The organism is Maritalea sp. YIW29 (assembly GCF_057219265.1).
The window spans coordinates 1,222,460-1,237,567 of sequence record NZ_JBXVVF010000002.1 but is presented as its reverse complement, the minus strand read 5'-3'; the positions used below and the strand labels follow the sequence as shown (position 1 = coordinate 1,237,567).

17 protein-coding genes are annotated in these 15,108 nt (G+C 50.0%); 3 read left to right on the top strand and 14 right to left on the bottom strand.

What is annotated here, in order from left to right; genetic code table 11:
- Window positions 1-4: 4 nt before the first annotated feature.
- Complete coding sequence (locus tag AC2D8L_RS15410; RefSeq protein WP_484686411.1) at window positions 5-1,255, bottom strand: sarcosine oxidase subunit beta family protein; 1,251 nt, start codon at window positions 1,253-1,255, stop codon at window positions 5-7.
- A gap of 125 nt (window positions 1,256-1,380) precedes the next feature.
- Here AC2D8L_RS15410 and AC2D8L_RS15405 point away from each other — a divergent pair, with 125 nt between their 5' ends.
- Window positions 1,381-2,337: a GlxA family transcriptional regulator gene (locus tag AC2D8L_RS15405; RefSeq protein WP_484686364.1), complete on the top strand. Its 957-nt coding sequence runs from the start codon at window positions 1,381-1,383 to the stop codon at window positions 2,335-2,337.
- A 419-nt stretch (window positions 2,338-2,756) separates the two neighbouring features.
- On the opposite strand, the gene AC2D8L_RS15400 is transcribed toward AC2D8L_RS15405, so the two are convergent.
- On the bottom strand, window positions 2,757-3,950 hold the full coding sequence (locus tag AC2D8L_RS15400) for an alpha-D-ribose 1-methylphosphonate 5-triphosphate diphosphatase (RefSeq protein WP_484686363.1): 1,194 nt from the start codon (window positions 3,948-3,950) through the stop codon (window positions 2,757-2,759).
- On the opposite strand from AC2D8L_RS15400, the gene AC2D8L_RS15395 reads away from it, so the two are divergent.
- Window positions 3,949-4,635, top strand: a complete 687-nt coding sequence (locus AC2D8L_RS15395; RefSeq protein ID WP_484686362.1) for a DUF1045 domain-containing protein — start codon at window positions 3,949-3,951, stop codon at window positions 4,633-4,635. The two genes, AC2D8L_RS15400 and AC2D8L_RS15395, sit on opposite strands and share 2 nt — an antisense overlap.
- Here AC2D8L_RS15395 and phnN read toward each other — a convergent pair.
- Genes phnN through phnG form a run of 7 tightly spaced genes read right to left on the bottom strand, consistent with a single transcriptional unit; the run spans window position 4,617 to window position 9,570 of the window.
- The gene (phnN, locus tag AC2D8L_RS15390) at window positions 4,617-5,159 is read right to left on the bottom strand and encodes a phosphonate metabolism protein/1,5-bisphosphokinase (PRPP-forming) PhnN (RefSeq protein ID WP_484686361.1); all 543 of its coding nucleotides are present in this window, start codon (window positions 5,157-5,159) and stop codon (window positions 4,617-4,619) included. The two genes, AC2D8L_RS15395 and phnN, sit on opposite strands and share 19 nt — an antisense overlap.
- Window positions 5,156-5,839, bottom strand: coding sequence for a phosphonate C-P lyase system protein PhnL (gene phnL / locus AC2D8L_RS15385; RefSeq protein WP_484686360.1), 684 nt, complete (start codon window positions 5,837-5,839; stop codon window positions 5,156-5,158). Before phnL ends, phnN begins: the two co-directional genes overlap by 4 nt.
- 2 nt (window positions 5,840-5,841) lie before the next feature.
- A complete protein-coding gene (gene phnK / locus AC2D8L_RS15380) occupies window positions 5,842-6,612 on the bottom strand; it encodes a phosphonate C-P lyase system protein PhnK (protein ID WP_484686359.1) in 771 nt (256 codons plus the stop codon).
- Entirely contained in the window at window positions 6,609-7,475 is an 867-nt protein-coding gene (locus tag AC2D8L_RS15375; protein WP_484686358.1) for an alpha-D-ribose 1-methylphosphonate 5-phosphate C-P-lyase PhnJ, read from the bottom strand. Before AC2D8L_RS15375 ends, phnK begins: the two co-directional genes overlap by 4 nt.
- Window positions 7,472-8,560 (bottom strand): carbon-phosphorus lyase complex subunit, encoded by a 1,089-nt coding sequence (locus AC2D8L_RS15370; RefSeq protein WP_484686357.1) that lies wholly within the window; start codon window positions 8,558-8,560, stop codon window positions 7,472-7,474. The genes AC2D8L_RS15375 and AC2D8L_RS15370 overlap by 4 nt, the downstream gene beginning before the upstream one ends.
- Window positions 8,561-8,563: 3 nt before the next feature.
- Window positions 8,564-9,130 (bottom strand): phosphonate C-P lyase system protein PhnH, encoded by a 567-nt coding sequence (gene phnH / locus AC2D8L_RS15365; protein WP_484686356.1) that lies wholly within the window; start codon window positions 9,128-9,130, stop codon window positions 8,564-8,566.
- Window positions 9,127-9,570, bottom strand: a complete 444-nt coding sequence (gene phnG / locus AC2D8L_RS15360) for a phosphonate C-P lyase system protein PhnG (RefSeq protein WP_484686355.1) — start codon at window positions 9,568-9,570, stop codon at window positions 9,127-9,129. Before phnG ends, phnH begins: the two co-directional genes overlap by 4 nt.
- Window positions 9,571-9,683: 113 nt before the next feature.
- On the opposite strand from phnG, the gene phnF reads away from it, so the two are divergent.
- Window positions 9,684-10,409: a phosphonate metabolism transcriptional regulator PhnF gene (gene phnF, locus AC2D8L_RS15355; RefSeq protein ID WP_484686354.1), complete on the top strand. Its 726-nt coding sequence runs from the start codon at window positions 9,684-9,686 to the stop codon at window positions 10,407-10,409.
- Window positions 10,410-10,415: 6 nt separating this feature from the next.
- Here the strand turns inward: phnF and AC2D8L_RS15350 are convergent, their stop codons facing one another.
- The 5 genes from AC2D8L_RS15350 to phnC form a co-directional block, all read right to left on the bottom strand.
- On the bottom strand, window positions 10,416-11,033 hold the full coding sequence (locus AC2D8L_RS15350; protein WP_484686353.1) for an LbetaH domain-containing protein: 618 nt from the start codon (window positions 11,031-11,033) through the stop codon (window positions 10,416-10,418).
- A complete protein-coding gene (phnE, locus tag AC2D8L_RS15345) occupies window positions 11,033-12,349 on the bottom strand; it encodes a phosphonate ABC transporter, permease protein PhnE (RefSeq protein ID WP_484686352.1) in 1,317 nt (438 codons plus the stop codon). Before phnE (AC2D8L_RS15345) ends, AC2D8L_RS15350 begins: the two co-directional genes overlap by 1 nt.
- Window positions 12,346-13,239 carry a phosphonate ABC transporter, permease protein PhnE gene (gene phnE, locus AC2D8L_RS15340; RefSeq protein ID WP_484686351.1) on the bottom strand — a complete coding sequence of 298 codons (894 nt, stop codon included), beginning with the start codon at window positions 13,237-13,239 and terminating at the stop codon, window positions 12,346-12,348. The genes phnE (AC2D8L_RS15345) and phnE (AC2D8L_RS15340) overlap by 4 nt, the downstream gene beginning before the upstream one ends.
- Window positions 13,240-13,310: 71 nt before the next feature.
- Window positions 13,311-14,222, bottom strand: coding sequence for a phosphonate ABC transporter substrate-binding protein (phnD, locus tag AC2D8L_RS15335; protein WP_484686350.1), 912 nt, complete (start codon window positions 14,220-14,222; stop codon window positions 13,311-13,313).
- Between the two features lie 48 nt (window positions 14,223-14,270).
- Complete coding sequence (phnC, locus tag AC2D8L_RS15330; protein WP_484686349.1) at window positions 14,271-15,083, bottom strand: phosphonate ABC transporter ATP-binding protein; 813 nt, start codon at window positions 15,081-15,083, stop codon at window positions 14,271-14,273.
- Window positions 15,084-15,108: the final 25 nt, after the last annotated feature.

The following is a 15,108-nucleotide window of genomic DNA, read 5'->3' as shown; positions in this document are numbered from 1 at the left end:
GACCTCAATGCAAATTCGGTTGGGCGCCAACGCCCTTTTCGTCAATAACCGCACCGCTTCTGAAACGATCTAGGCGATAGGCTTGAGCTGTTTCGTGGGGCTTATCCGTGGCCAATAGGTGCGCGAGCGCATAGCCTGAAGCAGGCGTTGCTTTAAAGCCGCCATAGCACCACCCACCGTTAAAATAGAGCCCGTCAATTGGTGTCTTGTCGATGATGGGCGAACCGTCCATCGACATATCCATAATGCCGCCCCAAGACCGCAGCAATCGCGCCCGGCCAAGCATTGGCATCAATGCCATCCCGCCTTCGATTACATCTTCAACAACCGGCAAGTTACCCCGTTGGGCATAGCTGTTATAACCATCAAGATCACCGCCAAACACCAACCCGCCCTTGTCCGATTGGCTGACGTAAAAATGCCCAGCCCCAAAAGTGACAACGCCGGGAATAAGCGGCTTTAACCCCTCAGACACAAAGGCTTGCAAAACATGGCTTTCAATGGGCAATCGCATACCCGCCATTGCCATAATGCGTGATGAACTGCCCGCAACAACCGACGCTACTTTCTTCGCCCTGATTGCGCCGCGACTGGTCTGCACTCCCTGCACCACACCATCTTGAATATCAATGCTCGTCACTTCGCAATTTTGAATGATGTCAACGCCATGCAGATCAGCACCTCTTGCATATCCCCATGCAACCGCATCATGACGCACGGTGCCTGCCCGTCGTTGCAACAGCCCACCAACAATCGGGAATCGGGCATTGTCAAAATCTAAAAACGGCACCATGTCGCGCACGGCTGCATTGTCCAACAGTTCCGCATCAGCGCCGTGTAACAACATTGCATTGCCCCGACGCCGGAACGCATCACGCTGCGCATCCGTATGGCACAGGTTCAAAATACCGCGCTGACTGACCATTGCGTTGTAGTTGAAATCTTGCTCAAGATTTTCCCAGAGCTTCAACGAGAACTCGTAAAATGGCTGATTGCCATCAAGCAAATAATTCGAGCGAACAATTGTGGTATTCCGCCCAACATTACCGCCGCCAAGCCAGCCTTTTTCAAGCACGGCGACTTTGGCTTTTCCAAAGGTCTTGGCAAGATAGTAGGCTGTAGCCAAACCATGGCCACCACCACCGATGATAACAAAATCATATTCGGGTTTCGGATCTGGGTTTTTCCATACCGGTTTCCAGCCCGTGTGCCCACGAAGACCTTCAAGCAAAACCTTAAACCCAGAATAATGCATCATGACACCCCACAGCTGCGCATGAGGAGTATGGCATCTCACCTTTGATAAAATTGTTCTAAAAATGACAAAAAATATGATAAATTAGTCAAAACCTGTACTTTTAACGGATTGGACGAACTTTCATGGAACAACTCAAAACTGAATCAACCAGAGTGGGCGTACTTTTGGTTGACCAATATGCGCTTATGTCCACCGCCTCAGCAGTTGAGCCAATGCGGGCAGCAAACCTGTTGGCAGGTCAGAACCTTTTTGACATTCAGTATGTTTCCGCGGGCGGCGGAACAGTCAATTCCTCAGCCGAATTTGGGATTGAAACACAGTCTCTTGATAATTTAGATTTAGAATTTGATCTCGTCTTTGTGGTAGCCGGCGGCAACCCTTTACTCTTTGAAGATACTTCTGTTTTTTCATGGCTGCGCACACTAAACGCAAAAGGCGTCTCACTTGGTGGCATCTCCGGGGGCAGCGCCATTTTAGCGAAGGCCAACCTGCTCCGTAACCGGCGCTTCACAATCCACTGGCAACACGTTGATGCGCTAAAGGAGCATTACCCTGATCACCTTGTTGAACAGCGCCTATACGTCATTGATCGAGACCGTTACACTTGCGCGGGTGGCGTTGCTCCGCTCGATATGATGTTGGCAATTATCACCAGCAACTATGGCGCAGACCTCGCCCACCGGGTGAGCGACTGGTTCATACACACCAACATTCGTCCGCATAGTGACCCACAAAGAGTTGGTCTGGGTGCGCAATATAATGTCCATCAACCTGCACTCGTCGCAGCTATTGAATTGATGACCAATCACCTGGCGGACCCTTTGTCATTGGAACAGCTCGCCATGTTGTGCAATGTCAGCGCGCGGCAACTACAGCGTCTCTTTCAAGAAAAAATTGGGAAATCAACAATGACATTTTACCGCGACTTGCGGCTTAAAAAAGCCAGAGAACTGCTCATTCAATCAACCAGCTCAATTCTAGAAATTGCCATTGCCACCGGATTCACAAATGCCTCGCATTTCTCCAAACTCTTCAAAGAAAAATTTGGCAACAGCCCAAAATCCGAACGACAAAACTAGTTCGCTTCAACTCGATCATACGTCACTTCAATCGTTACCGACCCAATGGCTCATAGCTCCCTGCTGAGTACGCAACCACAATCGGCAATTTCATCGCATTGCAAGTAAGTGGCCTTATCCAACCATCCGAACTAATTGAGATCAGCTAGATCAATTGGAGCAAGTTGACCCAAAAACTTCACAACAAAAGCCACGTCACCGCTCGTTTGCGTGCCCTCGCAAAATTTGAAGCACATTTCGAATTTTGAAGTATGAGCGAATACCAGTTGGTTACGATACCCAGACAATTTTCTGCTCTATGATGATGGAATGGCTTTCCGCGGGCTTAGGAAGGTTGGGGCGCAAACGCCCCCAATGAAATAACGGCATTTCGTACCCAATTGCTCCAAGCACCACGAAACTACCCAAGTCAAAGCTGATCAGCCAACTTGCACGCCACCACGCCATACGCCACCGACAACTGGTGAGTTCTTGTGAACTTTAATTCGTACGAGGTCACCGTAACATCCAACTTGTATGCGTCCGCGATCAGCAAGTTGAGTTGCATCCGCTGGGTTCTGTGTAACGGTTTTGATCGCCCGCGGCAGATCCTGCCAAATTTCGGCCAGTTGGAACGCCCCTACCAGAAGTGCTGAAGGCACATAGTCGGAGGACAATATGTCCAAAAGGCCGTTTTCCGCCAATTCAGCCGCCGCTACATTGCCAGAGTGCGAACCGCCGCGCAAAACATTTGGCGCGCCCATGATGATCTTAATCCCTTGATCAGAGCACGATTGAGCTGCTTCTAATGTCGTTGGAAATTCCGCTAGGTTTATTCCGATCGACTTTGATTTCTCCACCTGCGCGGTTGTTGTATCATCGTGGCTAGCAAGCGTCGCGCCGAATAGATTTGCTTGTTCTATAACCGCGTTTTCGTGCTTCGTTCGGTTACGATTTCCCCGCGCTTGTTGCTCAAGAACATGCTTTTCAAATTGCTGGTCGGTGTAGCCATATTTGCCAACAATATAGTTCTTTAGCTTGCTCACTTCACGAAACTGTCTCTGACCCGGGGTGTGGTCCATCAAGCTAACCAGCCGAACCCTGTCATCTGATCCGAATTCGGCGAGCTCTTCAATCAGTGTGTCAGAGCAGACTTCCGCACGCAGATGCAGCATGTGTCTGATGCGCAGAATCCCCTCCTCGCGCAAGCTCAATATCTCACTCGCAACCTGTCGCGCATATTTGCCGTAATTGGTTTTCGAGTTAGTTATTGAGCCCACACGAAGTGCATCAAATACCGTCGTAATACCAACAGAAGCCAGTTCACCATCATGTGCAAGAATTGCCGTTTTGTGCGGAAACTGAACACCAGGCCGCGGTTCAATATGTCGTTCAAGGTTGTCTGTATGCAATTCAACCAGCCCTGGGATAACATAGTCACCAGCCAAATCGATTGCATCACGGGGCACCTGATCACCTTCACTTATGGCCGTGATGACACCATCTTCAACCTCGATTGAGCCAGTAAGAATTTGATCGCTAAGCACGATCTTTGCATTTGCCAATGTCACTTGACCTGACATATGGGCGTCATATTTTTCTGGCAGTTGCTGTAAGAAAGCAGGAGAATTCATGTCAAATTTCCGACGGTTTGCGATTTACTATATGCCAAGCGATGATCCATTGGCCGAATTCGGCGCACGTTGGCTGGGTTGGGATGCGGTTCATGCGAAACAAGAAACGCGACGTTTGGATGGTTTGCCGCAATTTCATGTCGATGATGTGACAGCGGCACCAAGAAAATATGGGTTGCACGCTACGTTGAAACCGCCGTTTCACTTGGACACTGAGAAGTCTGTTGGCAACCTGAAAGAAGCCTGTGCTGAATTCGCGGCACACCACTCGATTGTTGAAGCGGATGGATTGCATATCAAATCCATCGGCCGATTTTTGGCGTTGGTCCCGCATGGCAATATTGCTAGTCTCAACGCACTCGCCGCTGCATGCGTCAAAGAGTTCGACCTATTTCGAGCCCCTGCCAGCGCAGCAGAACTTGAAAAGCGCCGCGCAAATGGGTTGGCCCCAAATCAGGAAAAAATGCTGACCAACTGGGGCTATCCTTATGTTTTTGACGAATTTCGGTTTCACATAACTTTGACGGGAAAGTTGGATAAAGAGCTCCTCGGCTTTGTCGAACCATATCTGAAATCGGCGCTTCCAACGCTTCCAAATCCATTTACGATCGACAAAATCGCACTTATGGGTGAACGAAATGACGGATATTTCGAACTGATCAAACATTACGCCCTATCCGGGTAAAGCGCGTTCAGCGCCGTGTGAACAGCATCCTCAATCGTACCGTCATTGTTGATTGTGATTGCGTCAATTCCATTGGGCAGCGGAAACTTAAGGCGGCTCAAGCGCTTTTCTATCTCAGCTTCGTTTTCGCGTCCCCGCGCGCGCAGTCTTTCGCGCACGGTTTGCTCTTCGGCTCTTATGTTTAAGACATCGAACCGCCCGAACTTTTCATTTGCTTCAAGCAACACCGATCGGGAAAGGTTCACAAGCAGTTGCTTGCCCGCCTTCACTTCATCCAACAAAGTGGTTGGAATGCCATAGTGTAGATCATGCGCACGCCAATGCAGACAAAATTCGCCATTGGCGACTTTGTTCTCAAATTCACCTTCTGTTGCCGATATATACGCTTCACCGCCAAGATCTGGCGACCGGGTTATGACCCGTTCAACGAGCGACAGATCTGGGCGAGCACGGGCAATGCCCGCCATCACGCTATCTTTTCCCACGCCAGAGGGGCCAACCACGCCGATCAGTCGACCGGTCATGCTGCTAGACCCGGAGTAAATTCAGCGACATCGACAAAACGATCACAAACTTGGTTTCTGGCCGGCTCGTCATGGAATATTCCAATGATTGCGGCACCGCGTTGTTTGGCTTCTTCGATTAACTCCAGAACAACTTCTCGGTTTTTCCCGTCCAGACTGGCCGTAGGTTCGTCCAAGAGCAACGCTGGATAGTGATGAACGAAGCCGCGGGCCACGTTCACTCGTTGCTGTTCTCCGCCTGAAAAGGTTGTTGGTGAAAGTTGCCATAAACGCTCTGGCAAATTCACTTTCGACAACAGAATAGCAGCGCGGTCTCTTGCTTCGTCAACATCTACACCAACTTGCAATAATGGCTCTGCAACCACGTCGATTGTTGGCACACGCGGCACAACGCCCAAAAACTGGCTTACATAGCCAAGCGTATATCTGCGCAAATCCAAAATTTCACGTGGCTCAGCTTTTGCAACATCAATATCACCCACTTGAATGGCGCCCGACGCAGCGAGATAATTGCCATAAATCATTCGCATCAACGTTGATTTTCCCGAGCCTGAAACACCAGTTAGCGCAACGCATTCGCCTTTTGAAACACTCAGGTTCGCTTCTGACAAAACCAAAATCTCAGCGCTATTTTGATTGTGAAGCGTGAATTTCTTTGAAAGATTTGATATATTAATCATGTTTACACCTGCAAAACTGAGCTAACCAGCAACTGGCTATACGCATGTTGTGGATCATCTAAGACCTGATCTGTGAGGCCGGTTTCGACCACGTGCCCATCTTTCATCACCATCAACCTATCCGCCAGCAATCGCACAACAGCTAAATCGTGTGTGACGATGATTGCTGAAAGACCCATATCGCGCACAAGCCCGCGAAGTAGGTCCAAAAGACGCGCTTGAACACTCACATCCAGCCCGCCAGTTGGCTCGTCCATAAACACAAGCCGAGGATTGGTCACAAGGTTTCTAGCAATTTGCAAGCGCTGTTGCATACCACCTGAAAATGTACTCGGGCGATCGTCAATTCGGTTTTCGCTAATCTCAACGCGACCAAGCCAATCAACGGCTTTGTTGCGAATGTTTGCATAATTGCGGCCACCAACAGCCATCAACCGTTCGCCAACATTACCGCCAGCACTCACATTCATGCGCAAACCTTCACGGGCATGTTGGTGCACAAAAGCCCAATCGGTGCGCGAAAGCATCCGACGTTCTGGCTCCGACATGGCCAATGTGTCCTTTGGGCCTTCAACCCGTGTGTCAAAAATCACTTTGCCCTGTTCGGGGGTAATGTGACCGGCCATGCAATTGAGCAAGGTTGATTTCCCAGAACCACTTTCGCCCACAATCCCCATAACTTCACCGGGATAAAGGTTAAACGAAACATCCGAGCATCCGATATTATTGCCATAATGTTTGGAGAGGCTATCCACGCTTAATAAAGGTGTCATGCTGCGTCTCCTGTAAACTGCATTCCTGTATGCCCCGCCTCAACACGTTTTTCACAAAAATCGGTGTCAGAGCACACAAATGTCCGCCCCCCGTCATCATTGACGATAACTTCGTCCAAATAGCTATTGTCCGCACCACATATTGAGCAGTTGTGCGGCGCCTTTGAAGGGTCGAAAGGATGGTCTTCAAAATCAAGGCTGACCACTTTCGTATAGGGCGGCAATGCGTAAATACGCTGTTCGCGACCAGCACCAAACAATTGTATGGCTGACATTTCCATTTTTGGATTGTCAAATTTTGGAATTGGCGACGGGTCCATAACGTATCGGTTCTCAACTTTTACGGGATACGCATAAGACGTTGCTATGCGGCCGTTTTTAGAGATGTCCTCATAAAGTTTGACGTGCATTAGGCCGTACTCTTCCAAAGCGTGCATCTTGCGTGTTTCGGTTTCACGCGGTTCCAAGAACCGCAAGGGTTCTGGAATGGGCACCTGATAGACAAGAATTTGATTGTCACCCAATGTTTCCTCGGGAATGCGGTGGCGCGTTTGAATGAGCGTGGCGTCCTTCGTGCTGGTTGTTGTTTCAACACCAGCCGTTTTTTCAAAAAACTGACGAATGGACACAGCGTTCGTCGTGTCGTCAGCCCCCTGATCAATCACTTTGAAAACATCGTCAGGCGTCATCGTTGCCGCACTTACCTGGACACCGCCAGTTCCCCAACCATATGGCATGGGCATTTCGCGACTTGCGAATGGCACTTGATATCCCGGGATTGCTAGCCCTTTGAGCAATGCCCGTCGGATCATACGTTTGGTTTGTTCATCCAAATACGCGAAATTATAGGCTTGATCGGTCATTCTGCTGCCTCCGGAATTTGAGTTTCTAATGCTGTTTCACGCATCCGGCGGATCAATTCTAGCTCTGACTGAAAGTCAACATAATGGGGCAATTTTATATGCTCCAAGAAACCCGTCGCTTGAACATTGTCACCGTGATAAAGGACAAATTCTGCATCTTGTACTGGTGCACCTAAATTGTCCTCACCAAGCTCTTCCCACCGCAATGCCCTATCGACCAATGCCATGGAAATAGCCTTGCGCTCAGTTTGACCAAACACAAGCCCATAGCCTCTGGTGAACTGGGCCGGTTCTGTTTTTGACCCCTGAAACTGATTTACCGTTTCGCATTCCGTAACGGTGATCTCGCCAATCTCAATCGCAAATCCAAGCTCTGGAATGTCCATTTCAACCGCAACCGCACCAATGCGAAGTTCGCCAACAAAGGCGTGGTTACGCGCATAACCGCGCTGGCTTGAATAGGCCATGCCCAATGTAAATCCTTCGTCGGCGCGCGTTAGCGCCTGCAACCGCAATGGCCGGTCGGCAGGCAACTCAAGCGGCTCTCGGGTCAGGTCTGGCGGCGTTTCATTTGAAACTGCCTCTTGCTGGATCAAACCCTCTTTATTCAAAAACGCAGCAACATGTGGAACCGTTTCTTGCACAACTTCTTTTTGCGGCGCGTCAGGCACTTCGCCATCTGCGGCAAGCTTAAAATCCAACAGCCTGTGTGTGTAATCAAATGTCGGGCCCAAAACTTGTCCACCCGGAAGATCTTTAAACGTCGCTGAAATCCGACGGTCACACGCCATAGCTTGCGTATCAATTGGCTCAGAATAGCCAAACCTAGGCAGCGTTGTGCGATAGGCCCGAATAAGGAAAATCGCTTCGATCAAATCGCCTCTAGATTGTTTGATGGCGAGCGCCGCGAGGTCGGGATCATAGAGCGAGCCTTCAGCCATAACGCGATTTACCGCGAGCGACATCTGCTCCTTGATTTGGTCGACACCAAGTTCTGGCACATTCTTGTCTCCGCGCCGCTCCTCGGCCAGCCACGAATGTGCATTTTCGATGGCGCGCTCACCACCTTTAACAGCAACATACATAAGTCAAACTACCTTCGTGCTTCGGGGCAGAGCAGCGATTTTGCTGCCAGCGGTGAACATAAAATCAACACCAAGTGGGAACCGCGCATTGTTGGACTGAAATAGCGCAACATTGTCCGGCAGAGAGAAGTTCGCGGTTTCTTTAATGCCTGGACCAGAAAGCGTTGCCCCAGTTGCACCCAAGTTCGCCAACTCCACAATCAATGTTGTTGAACGGTCCGGATATTCAGAAGTGCCAATCGGAAAATCATCAATCGGCATCAAATTATCCCAAGTGCCAATCGCATATTGGGCATCTTGGCGAGAACAAATTGGCGCACCGATGTGAAACGCAATCCAGTCCTTTATATCTCTGCAATCGTAACTGCCTGCCAAATAGATTGGCGTATCCGCATCACACAAAGTCAGCAGCGAAGTGCTCGCAGCGTTGGACATTGGCGCAGGTGCAGACGCACCCCCAATTTCTTCGATTGCGCCCGGCTTTGCCATCACATTAAGCAACGCCCGAAAAGCAAATGCTGCCTGCGTAGCATGATCGGTAAAACCGCCATCAAGAGATGATGAATTCAATTGTCTTCTCCCCGTGCAATCGTGAAAAACTCCACCTTTGTTGAAGCCGCTTTTTCCGCGCGTACCTGCTTTTTTTCATTCTCTGCGGCTTGCAAAGGTGACAGCACTTGTTGGGCGATTTCGTTCGCCGCTTCCGTCTGCAACAACGCGTCAGCAAGCGCCGCAAATTGAGCGGATTCTTTGTCGCGACCCTGGACGTATCCATGCCCCACTTCTCCGCTGGGCAGACGCAAGGAACAGCGGGTGACCGTCAATTCGCCCAAATTAAACGGTGCACCCACTGCGCCAGCGCGCCCCCGCACCATAACGCTTCCGATTTCTGGTTTGCGGAGCCATTCAAAATTGCTCGCGGGATTGGTTTTCGCAACGAGCGAGGCAACGCGGCCCTTCGGCGCCCTCGCCAACAGCCCTAACCACGCTTTTCTGTCATGTTCTATCATTTGGTGTCTTTCGCCATCTAGACAAATGAGATTCATACTATACAACTATACACATTATGGTTGATTTCACCGTGAACCGCAAATCTAGTTTTATGAATTTTTGGTGACAGCTAATGAAACGAAGTGCAAAAACACCTGTCTGGCAGTCGATAGCCGGTGCCATTCGTCAGTCGGTCGCCAACGGCGAATATGGTGAAGGGCAAAAGCTGCCAACCGAGGCAATATATGCGAAGAGATTTGGCGTAAATCGCCACACAATTCGTCACGCAATGTCGCATTTAGTCGACGAGGGATTGGTGCACAGCAGGCGCGGCGCGGGATATTTCGTCCTCAATCAACCCTTAGAATATCCAATCGGCCATCGCGTACGATTTCACAGCAACCTTATCGACGCTGGGCACACACCAAAACGAGAAGCACTTTCAATTGAAACACGGCAAGCCACTCAAGAAGATCTGTTGCGCTTAAAGGTTAAAGAGGGCGAGCCCATTTGCGTGTGTCACGCGATCAGCTTTTCCGACAGCGTGCCGCTATCCATCAGCGAAAGCCACTTCCCCGTCACGAGATTACCCAACATTGAAGATGCCCTGGCCGCACAAGGATCAATTACCGTCGCACTCAAAGAATGTGGCGTCGCCGACTATGTTCGTCACTCAACGCGCATCAACGCGCAAACTGCAAATGCCACACAGGCTTTGCACCTGCGCGTGCAAGAAGGAGCCCCCCTATTATACACAACCTCAATTAATGTTGATGTTGATGGGATGCCAGTTGAGTTTGGGCAAACTTGGTTTGCCAGCGAACGCGTTACGCTTGTGCTGAACAACAGCGCAAGCTAACGCATATCAAGCCTCATACTTTTCCAAAAACTCAAGCGCAGAAAGCTTTCTGAAATCGTTGAGCGACGCCCTGATTTTCTGGTGGTCCCAATCCCACCACGCCAGCGCAATCAAACGCTCAGCAATTTCTTGAGGTTGGCGTTCACGCAATGGTTTGGCTGGAACCCCCGCAACGATCATAAATGGCGGTACGTCTTTCGTGACCAGCGCACCCGCCGCAACGATTGCCCCATGACCAACTTTTATTTCAGGCTTGATCATAGCGCCATGGCCGATCCAAGTATCATTGCCAATATAGGCTTTGCGCGACGCACGGTGCTCAAAAAACGCAGCATCATCTTGGGCATCATCCCAATATTCATTTGAGCGATACATGAAATGATGTAAAGACGCGCCCCCCATGGGATGGTCAGTCGCGCCAATGCGGCTTGAAGATGCGATGTTGGAAAATTTGCCGATCACCGCATTTGCAATATCCGCATAACGATCACAATATGAGTAGTCGCCCAATTCAACTTTATTCAAGCGCGACCCACGCCCGATGGAAACATAATCACCAAAGGTACTATCAACGATCGTGCAGTCTTCGCCTATGACCGGCATATCAGGTTTAAGTTTGGCCATTAGCTTTCGTCCCCGTTGATCAATTTACGTCTCAATAGTCCTGAAGCCCAATCCATGAAAATCACCATTAGGATGATGAGGATCATGTAGTAACCCACCTCCTCCCAATCCTTTTGTGTCTGGATTGCCTGCGTCAACATCAAGCCAATTCCACCACCTGTAATCGCACCAATAATCGTTGCGCTGCGGGTGTTTGATTCAAAGAAATAAAGGATTTGGCTAAGCAAAACCGGCACCACCTGTGGAATGACACCAAAGCGATATCCTTGCACCGGATTGGCACCCGTCGAGGCGACCCCTTCGATTTGCTTGTCATCGACATTTTCAAGGGCCTCAGAGAATATTTTCCCAAACGTACCCGTGTCGGTGATCAAAATCGCGAGGGCACCGGTTAAAGGCCCGGGGCCAAATGCACGGCTCAGAACGATTGTCCAAATCAAAGCGTCCACGCCACGTAAGAAGTCAAATACCCGGCGCATTGCAAGTCTTAGGGCATTAAATGGAGTGAATTTCTTCGCAGCGAGAAACGCCAAAGGAAGTGTGATGACAGCGGCACCAAAAGTACCAAGAAACGCCATCAGAATTGTCTCGCCAATGGCCCACAAAACATCTGAGTGTCGCCACATCGGGTTCCCCCAAAAGTCAGACCACGCCCCTGAAATGTTATTCCGGCTTTCATCCAATTGGGGTCCAAACACAATGCTGAATAGTGACTGGCCGTAATATGGACTATCCAAGGTATAAAAGAACAATTCCCACCCCGGGAAATACCGAAAAATCTCTGTTTTCGACCGGGTAATGGTGACGCGCCCGTTTGGCGTGCTTAGCGCAACCCTGCGGTCACTGGCATTAATCCAATCTGGAGCGCCTTCCCCAAGGTTGGTTTCAACGGTGCGCCCATTGAACTTCGCCTCAAACGTTCCGTAGCCGGGAATGACAAAGTCCATCTCATTGTCGGCCATCAGGCGGATAACATACCCGTCGCCCAAATCGACTTTTGTAACATTAGTGCCGGTGACCCATTCGGGACGCGTACCGTCGGGATAGCGCCCTTTGCGCTCACCTTCAATCGCATAGTCAATTTCACCAGAACGATGAGATTTCGTAACATGAACCTTATGGCTCCAACTGTCAGATGCGAAAGTAATCGCATTGTCCAACCGCGCCCGCTCCGCCAAGCCCACAACATCAAAGGCAATCGCCACATAGATTAAGTAGGCCAAGGCAATTATTGGGACAACAAATGCAATTTGTTTTTTTCGTTGGATTAGCGCAACCGCTTGGAATTGTGCGCTGCTGATGCTCGCATTAATCATGCCGATTTTCCTTCGCTAAGTTCATTTCGATAGCGGCTGGAGACTTGATCAAAGAATATTATTGTTGCGAACAACAGGATGAAAATAGCCGCCGCCTCATCGAAAAGGCCCGGCCCCCAAGACATGGCATTGCGCAACTCATAGCCAAGCCCGCCAGCCCCAACAAAACCGAGAATGGCAGACGCGCGAATATTGATCTCAAATCGCAGCAAACTGTAACTCAAGAAGTTTGGTGCCACCTGTGGCAGCACCCCAAGAAGAATGCGTTGGGACCAGTTTGCCCCAACTGAGCTCAGACCCTCAACAGGCTTCAAGTCCACATTTTCCGCCACTTCAGAGAACAGCTTGCCAATAGCGCCAGCAGTGTGAATTGCAATGGCAATGACCGCAGGCACAGGCCCGCCGCCAAGCACAAAGATGAGCAAAAGGGCAATAACAATTTCAGGGATAGCCCGCATAATATCTGTCGCCCGGCGCACGAACGGCACGGCCCACGGAAAGAAAGCCAGTCCTCTGGTGCCATGCATTGCCAACAGAAACCCAGCGATCACGCCAACCAGCGTGGAAACCGCCGCAATATTGATGGTCTCAATCAACGCGGGCAAGAACTTGAGCAAATATCCAGGTATTTCAGCACGATGCGCCCAAGCCTCGGATAAGACATCCGCCGGATAATCACCTACATTTTTTAGGCCTGCCCAAAATCCACCTGCATTACGGCCATCAGCGACCACAAAGCCGGACACCATCAACATGATGAAGATCAACAACACAACTCCGCCATACAGCCGTTTGCGTTGAACCATTGCCAGATAACTGGCCTGTATGTTGCGGGTGTTGGATGATTTGGCGTTGCGTGTGCCGGGGCCTTTTGGAAATTGAGTTACCATTTGCCACTTCCTGATGTGAAAAGTCGGGGCCCGAAAAGAGCCCCGACTGGATGTTGTTTGGATGTCTTGAATTAGCCGCCGATTTTGGCTTTTCGTGCTTCGATCACTGATGTGTAAGCATCATGCGTAATCGGATCGAAACCAAGTGTATCGCCTGCTGCAACACCGTATGCACAGTCTTGATCTTTTTCATATAGACCATCAACCAACGCTGTCATTTTGGCTTTAACATCTGCTGGAAGCGATTTGCGTAGAACAACAGGTCCTTCAGGAATGACGTTCGACTTCCAGATTTGAACAAGCTCATTCATATCCACAAGACCTGCATCAACCGCTTTACGCAAAGCGCCAGAATTGTAGCCGTCTTCCCAGTTGCCTTGTGCGTCAGCCCAAGTCACGCCACCATCAATATCGCCGTTAAACACAGCAACGATTGTCTGCTCGTGGCCACCGGTGAATTTCACTTCGCCGAAATACGCTCCAGATTCCATTGTAGAACCCGTAGCTTGTGGAATTTCGATTGATGGAATCAAGTACCCGCTTGTTGAGTTAGGATCGCCAAAGCCGAACACCTTACCTTTAAGGTCTTCAAGTTCTGTCACACCAGCATCTTTGCGGGCGAAACCAATGGAATGGTAACCGTAAGATCCGTCGAGATTGATCTTTACCAAAACCGGCTCAACCGCATCAGAATCTTGCAAGTAAACAGCTGCGTAAGATGATGCACCCATCCAAGCCATATCCAATGTGCCACCAAGCAAACCTTGGATCACGCCATTATAGTCAGCAGGCGCAAACAATTTCACAGGTACGCCAAGTTCGTCTGAGGCATATCCTTGCAAACAGCTATAGCTGTTCATGCGGTCTTGAGCGTTTTCACCGCCAAGAATGCCAATGCGGAATTCGCTAATTGAATCAGATGCCACAGCACCGGTCGTCAGTGTAGATAGAGCCAGAAGGGCTGCAGTAAAAGTCGATTTCATTGTTTTCTCCATTATGAACGCGGCAGACTCCACGCTCCATGTCTTTGGTCAGGCAATTGCCGCGACCAGTTCTTCGCTGCGATCAAGCGCATCGATTTGTGTTGAGGTTGCTTCCTCAGAAAAGTCTTCGCCTGCACCGTAAATTTCGCGTGCGGCGTAAGTCGTCAGCTCCGATGGCGGGCCGTCAAAAACAACAGCACCATCACGCATACCGATAACCCGATCGCAATAGCGACGGGCAGTGTCGAGCGTGTGCAGGTTGGCAACAACCAGGCGGCCATCTTCCTCATGTATGCGACGCAAAGCATCCATCACAATTTGCGCATTCATGGGGTCAAGGCTGGCAATTGGTTCATCCGCCAAAATGATCTTAGGGTCTTGCATTAAGGCCCGCGCAATGGCGACGCGCTGTTGCTGGCCGCCAGAAAGTGCGTCGGCACGTTTTGGCGCATGCTCAGCAATGCCCAACCGATCCAAAAGCTCGACGGCCCGATGAATATCTTGAGTTGGATAAAGGTTGAAAACCGACGCCAAAGTCGAGCGTTCATTCAACGTGCCGTGCAGGACGTTTGAAACAACGTCCATACGCGGCACCAGATTGAATTGCTGAAAGATCATCGCGCATTCAGATTGCCAGCGACGTCGCTCAGCTCGCTTCAAATTAGAAACGCACTTGCCGTCAAAATGAATTTCGCCATCTGTTACATCAGTAAGCCTGTTGATCGTGCGCAACAATGTCGACTTGCCCGCACCTGACCTTCCGATGATGCCGATAAAAGCCGGTTCCTTGATTTCGAAACTGACATTGTCGACAGCCGATTTGTTACGGAACTTCTTCGTGACGTTGGTAATGCGCAGCATAATGCCCCCTTTGTTCAGGGGCGGA

Coding starts and splice junctions, on each gene's coding strand:
- AC2D8L_RS15410 (WP_484686411.1), bottom strand. CDS start 1,255: ATGCATTATTCTGGGTTTAAGGTTTTGCTTGAAGGTCTTCGTGGGCAC.
- AC2D8L_RS15405 (WP_484686364.1), top strand. CDS start 1,381: ATGGAACAACTCAAAACTGAATCAACCAGAGTGGGCGTACTTTTGGTT.
- AC2D8L_RS15395 (WP_484686362.1), top strand. CDS start 3,949: ATGTCAAATTTCCGACGGTTTGCGATTTACTATATGCCAAGCGATGAT.
- AC2D8L_RS15400 (WP_484686363.1), bottom strand. CDS start 3,950: ATGAATTCTCCTGCTTTCTTACAGCAACTGCCAGAAAAATATGACGCC.
- phnN (WP_484686361.1), bottom strand. CDS start 5,159: ATGACCGGTCGACTGATCGGCGTGGTTGGCCCCTCTGGCGTGGGAAAA.
- phnL (WP_484686360.1), bottom strand. CDS start 5,839: ATGATTAATATATCAAATCTTTCAAAGAAATTCACGCTTCACAATCAA.
- phnK (WP_484686359.1), bottom strand. CDS start 6,612: ATGACACCTTTATTAAGCGTGGATAGCCTCTCCAAACATTATGGCAAT.
- AC2D8L_RS15375 (WP_484686358.1), bottom strand. CDS start 7,475: ATGACCGATCAAGCCTATAATTTCGCGTATTTGGATGAACAAACCAAA.
- AC2D8L_RS15370 (WP_484686357.1), bottom strand. CDS start 8,560: ATGTATGTTGCTGTTAAAGGTGGTGAGCGCGCCATCGAAAATGCACAT.
- phnG (WP_484686355.1), bottom strand. CDS start 9,570: ATGATAGAACATGACAGAAAAGCGTGGTTAGGGCTGTTGGCGAGGGCG.
- phnF (WP_484686354.1), top strand. CDS start 9,684: ATGAAACGAAGTGCAAAAACACCTGTCTGGCAGTCGATAGCCGGTGCC.
- AC2D8L_RS15350 (WP_484686353.1), bottom strand. CDS start 11,033: ATGGCCAAACTTAAACCTGATATGCCGGTCATAGGCGAAGACTGCACG.
- phnE (WP_484686352.1), bottom strand. CDS start 12,349: ATGATTAATGCGAGCATCAGCAGCGCACAATTCCAAGCGGTTGCGCTA.
- phnE (WP_484686351.1), bottom strand. CDS start 13,239: ATGGTAACTCAATTTCCAAAAGGCCCCGGCACACGCAACGCCAAATCA.
- phnD (WP_484686350.1), bottom strand. CDS start 14,222: ATGAAATCGACTTTTACTGCAGCCCTTCTGGCTCTATCTACACTGACG.
- phnC (WP_484686349.1), bottom strand. CDS start 15,083: ATGCTGCGCATTACCAACGTCACGAAGAAGTTCCGTAACAAATCGGCT.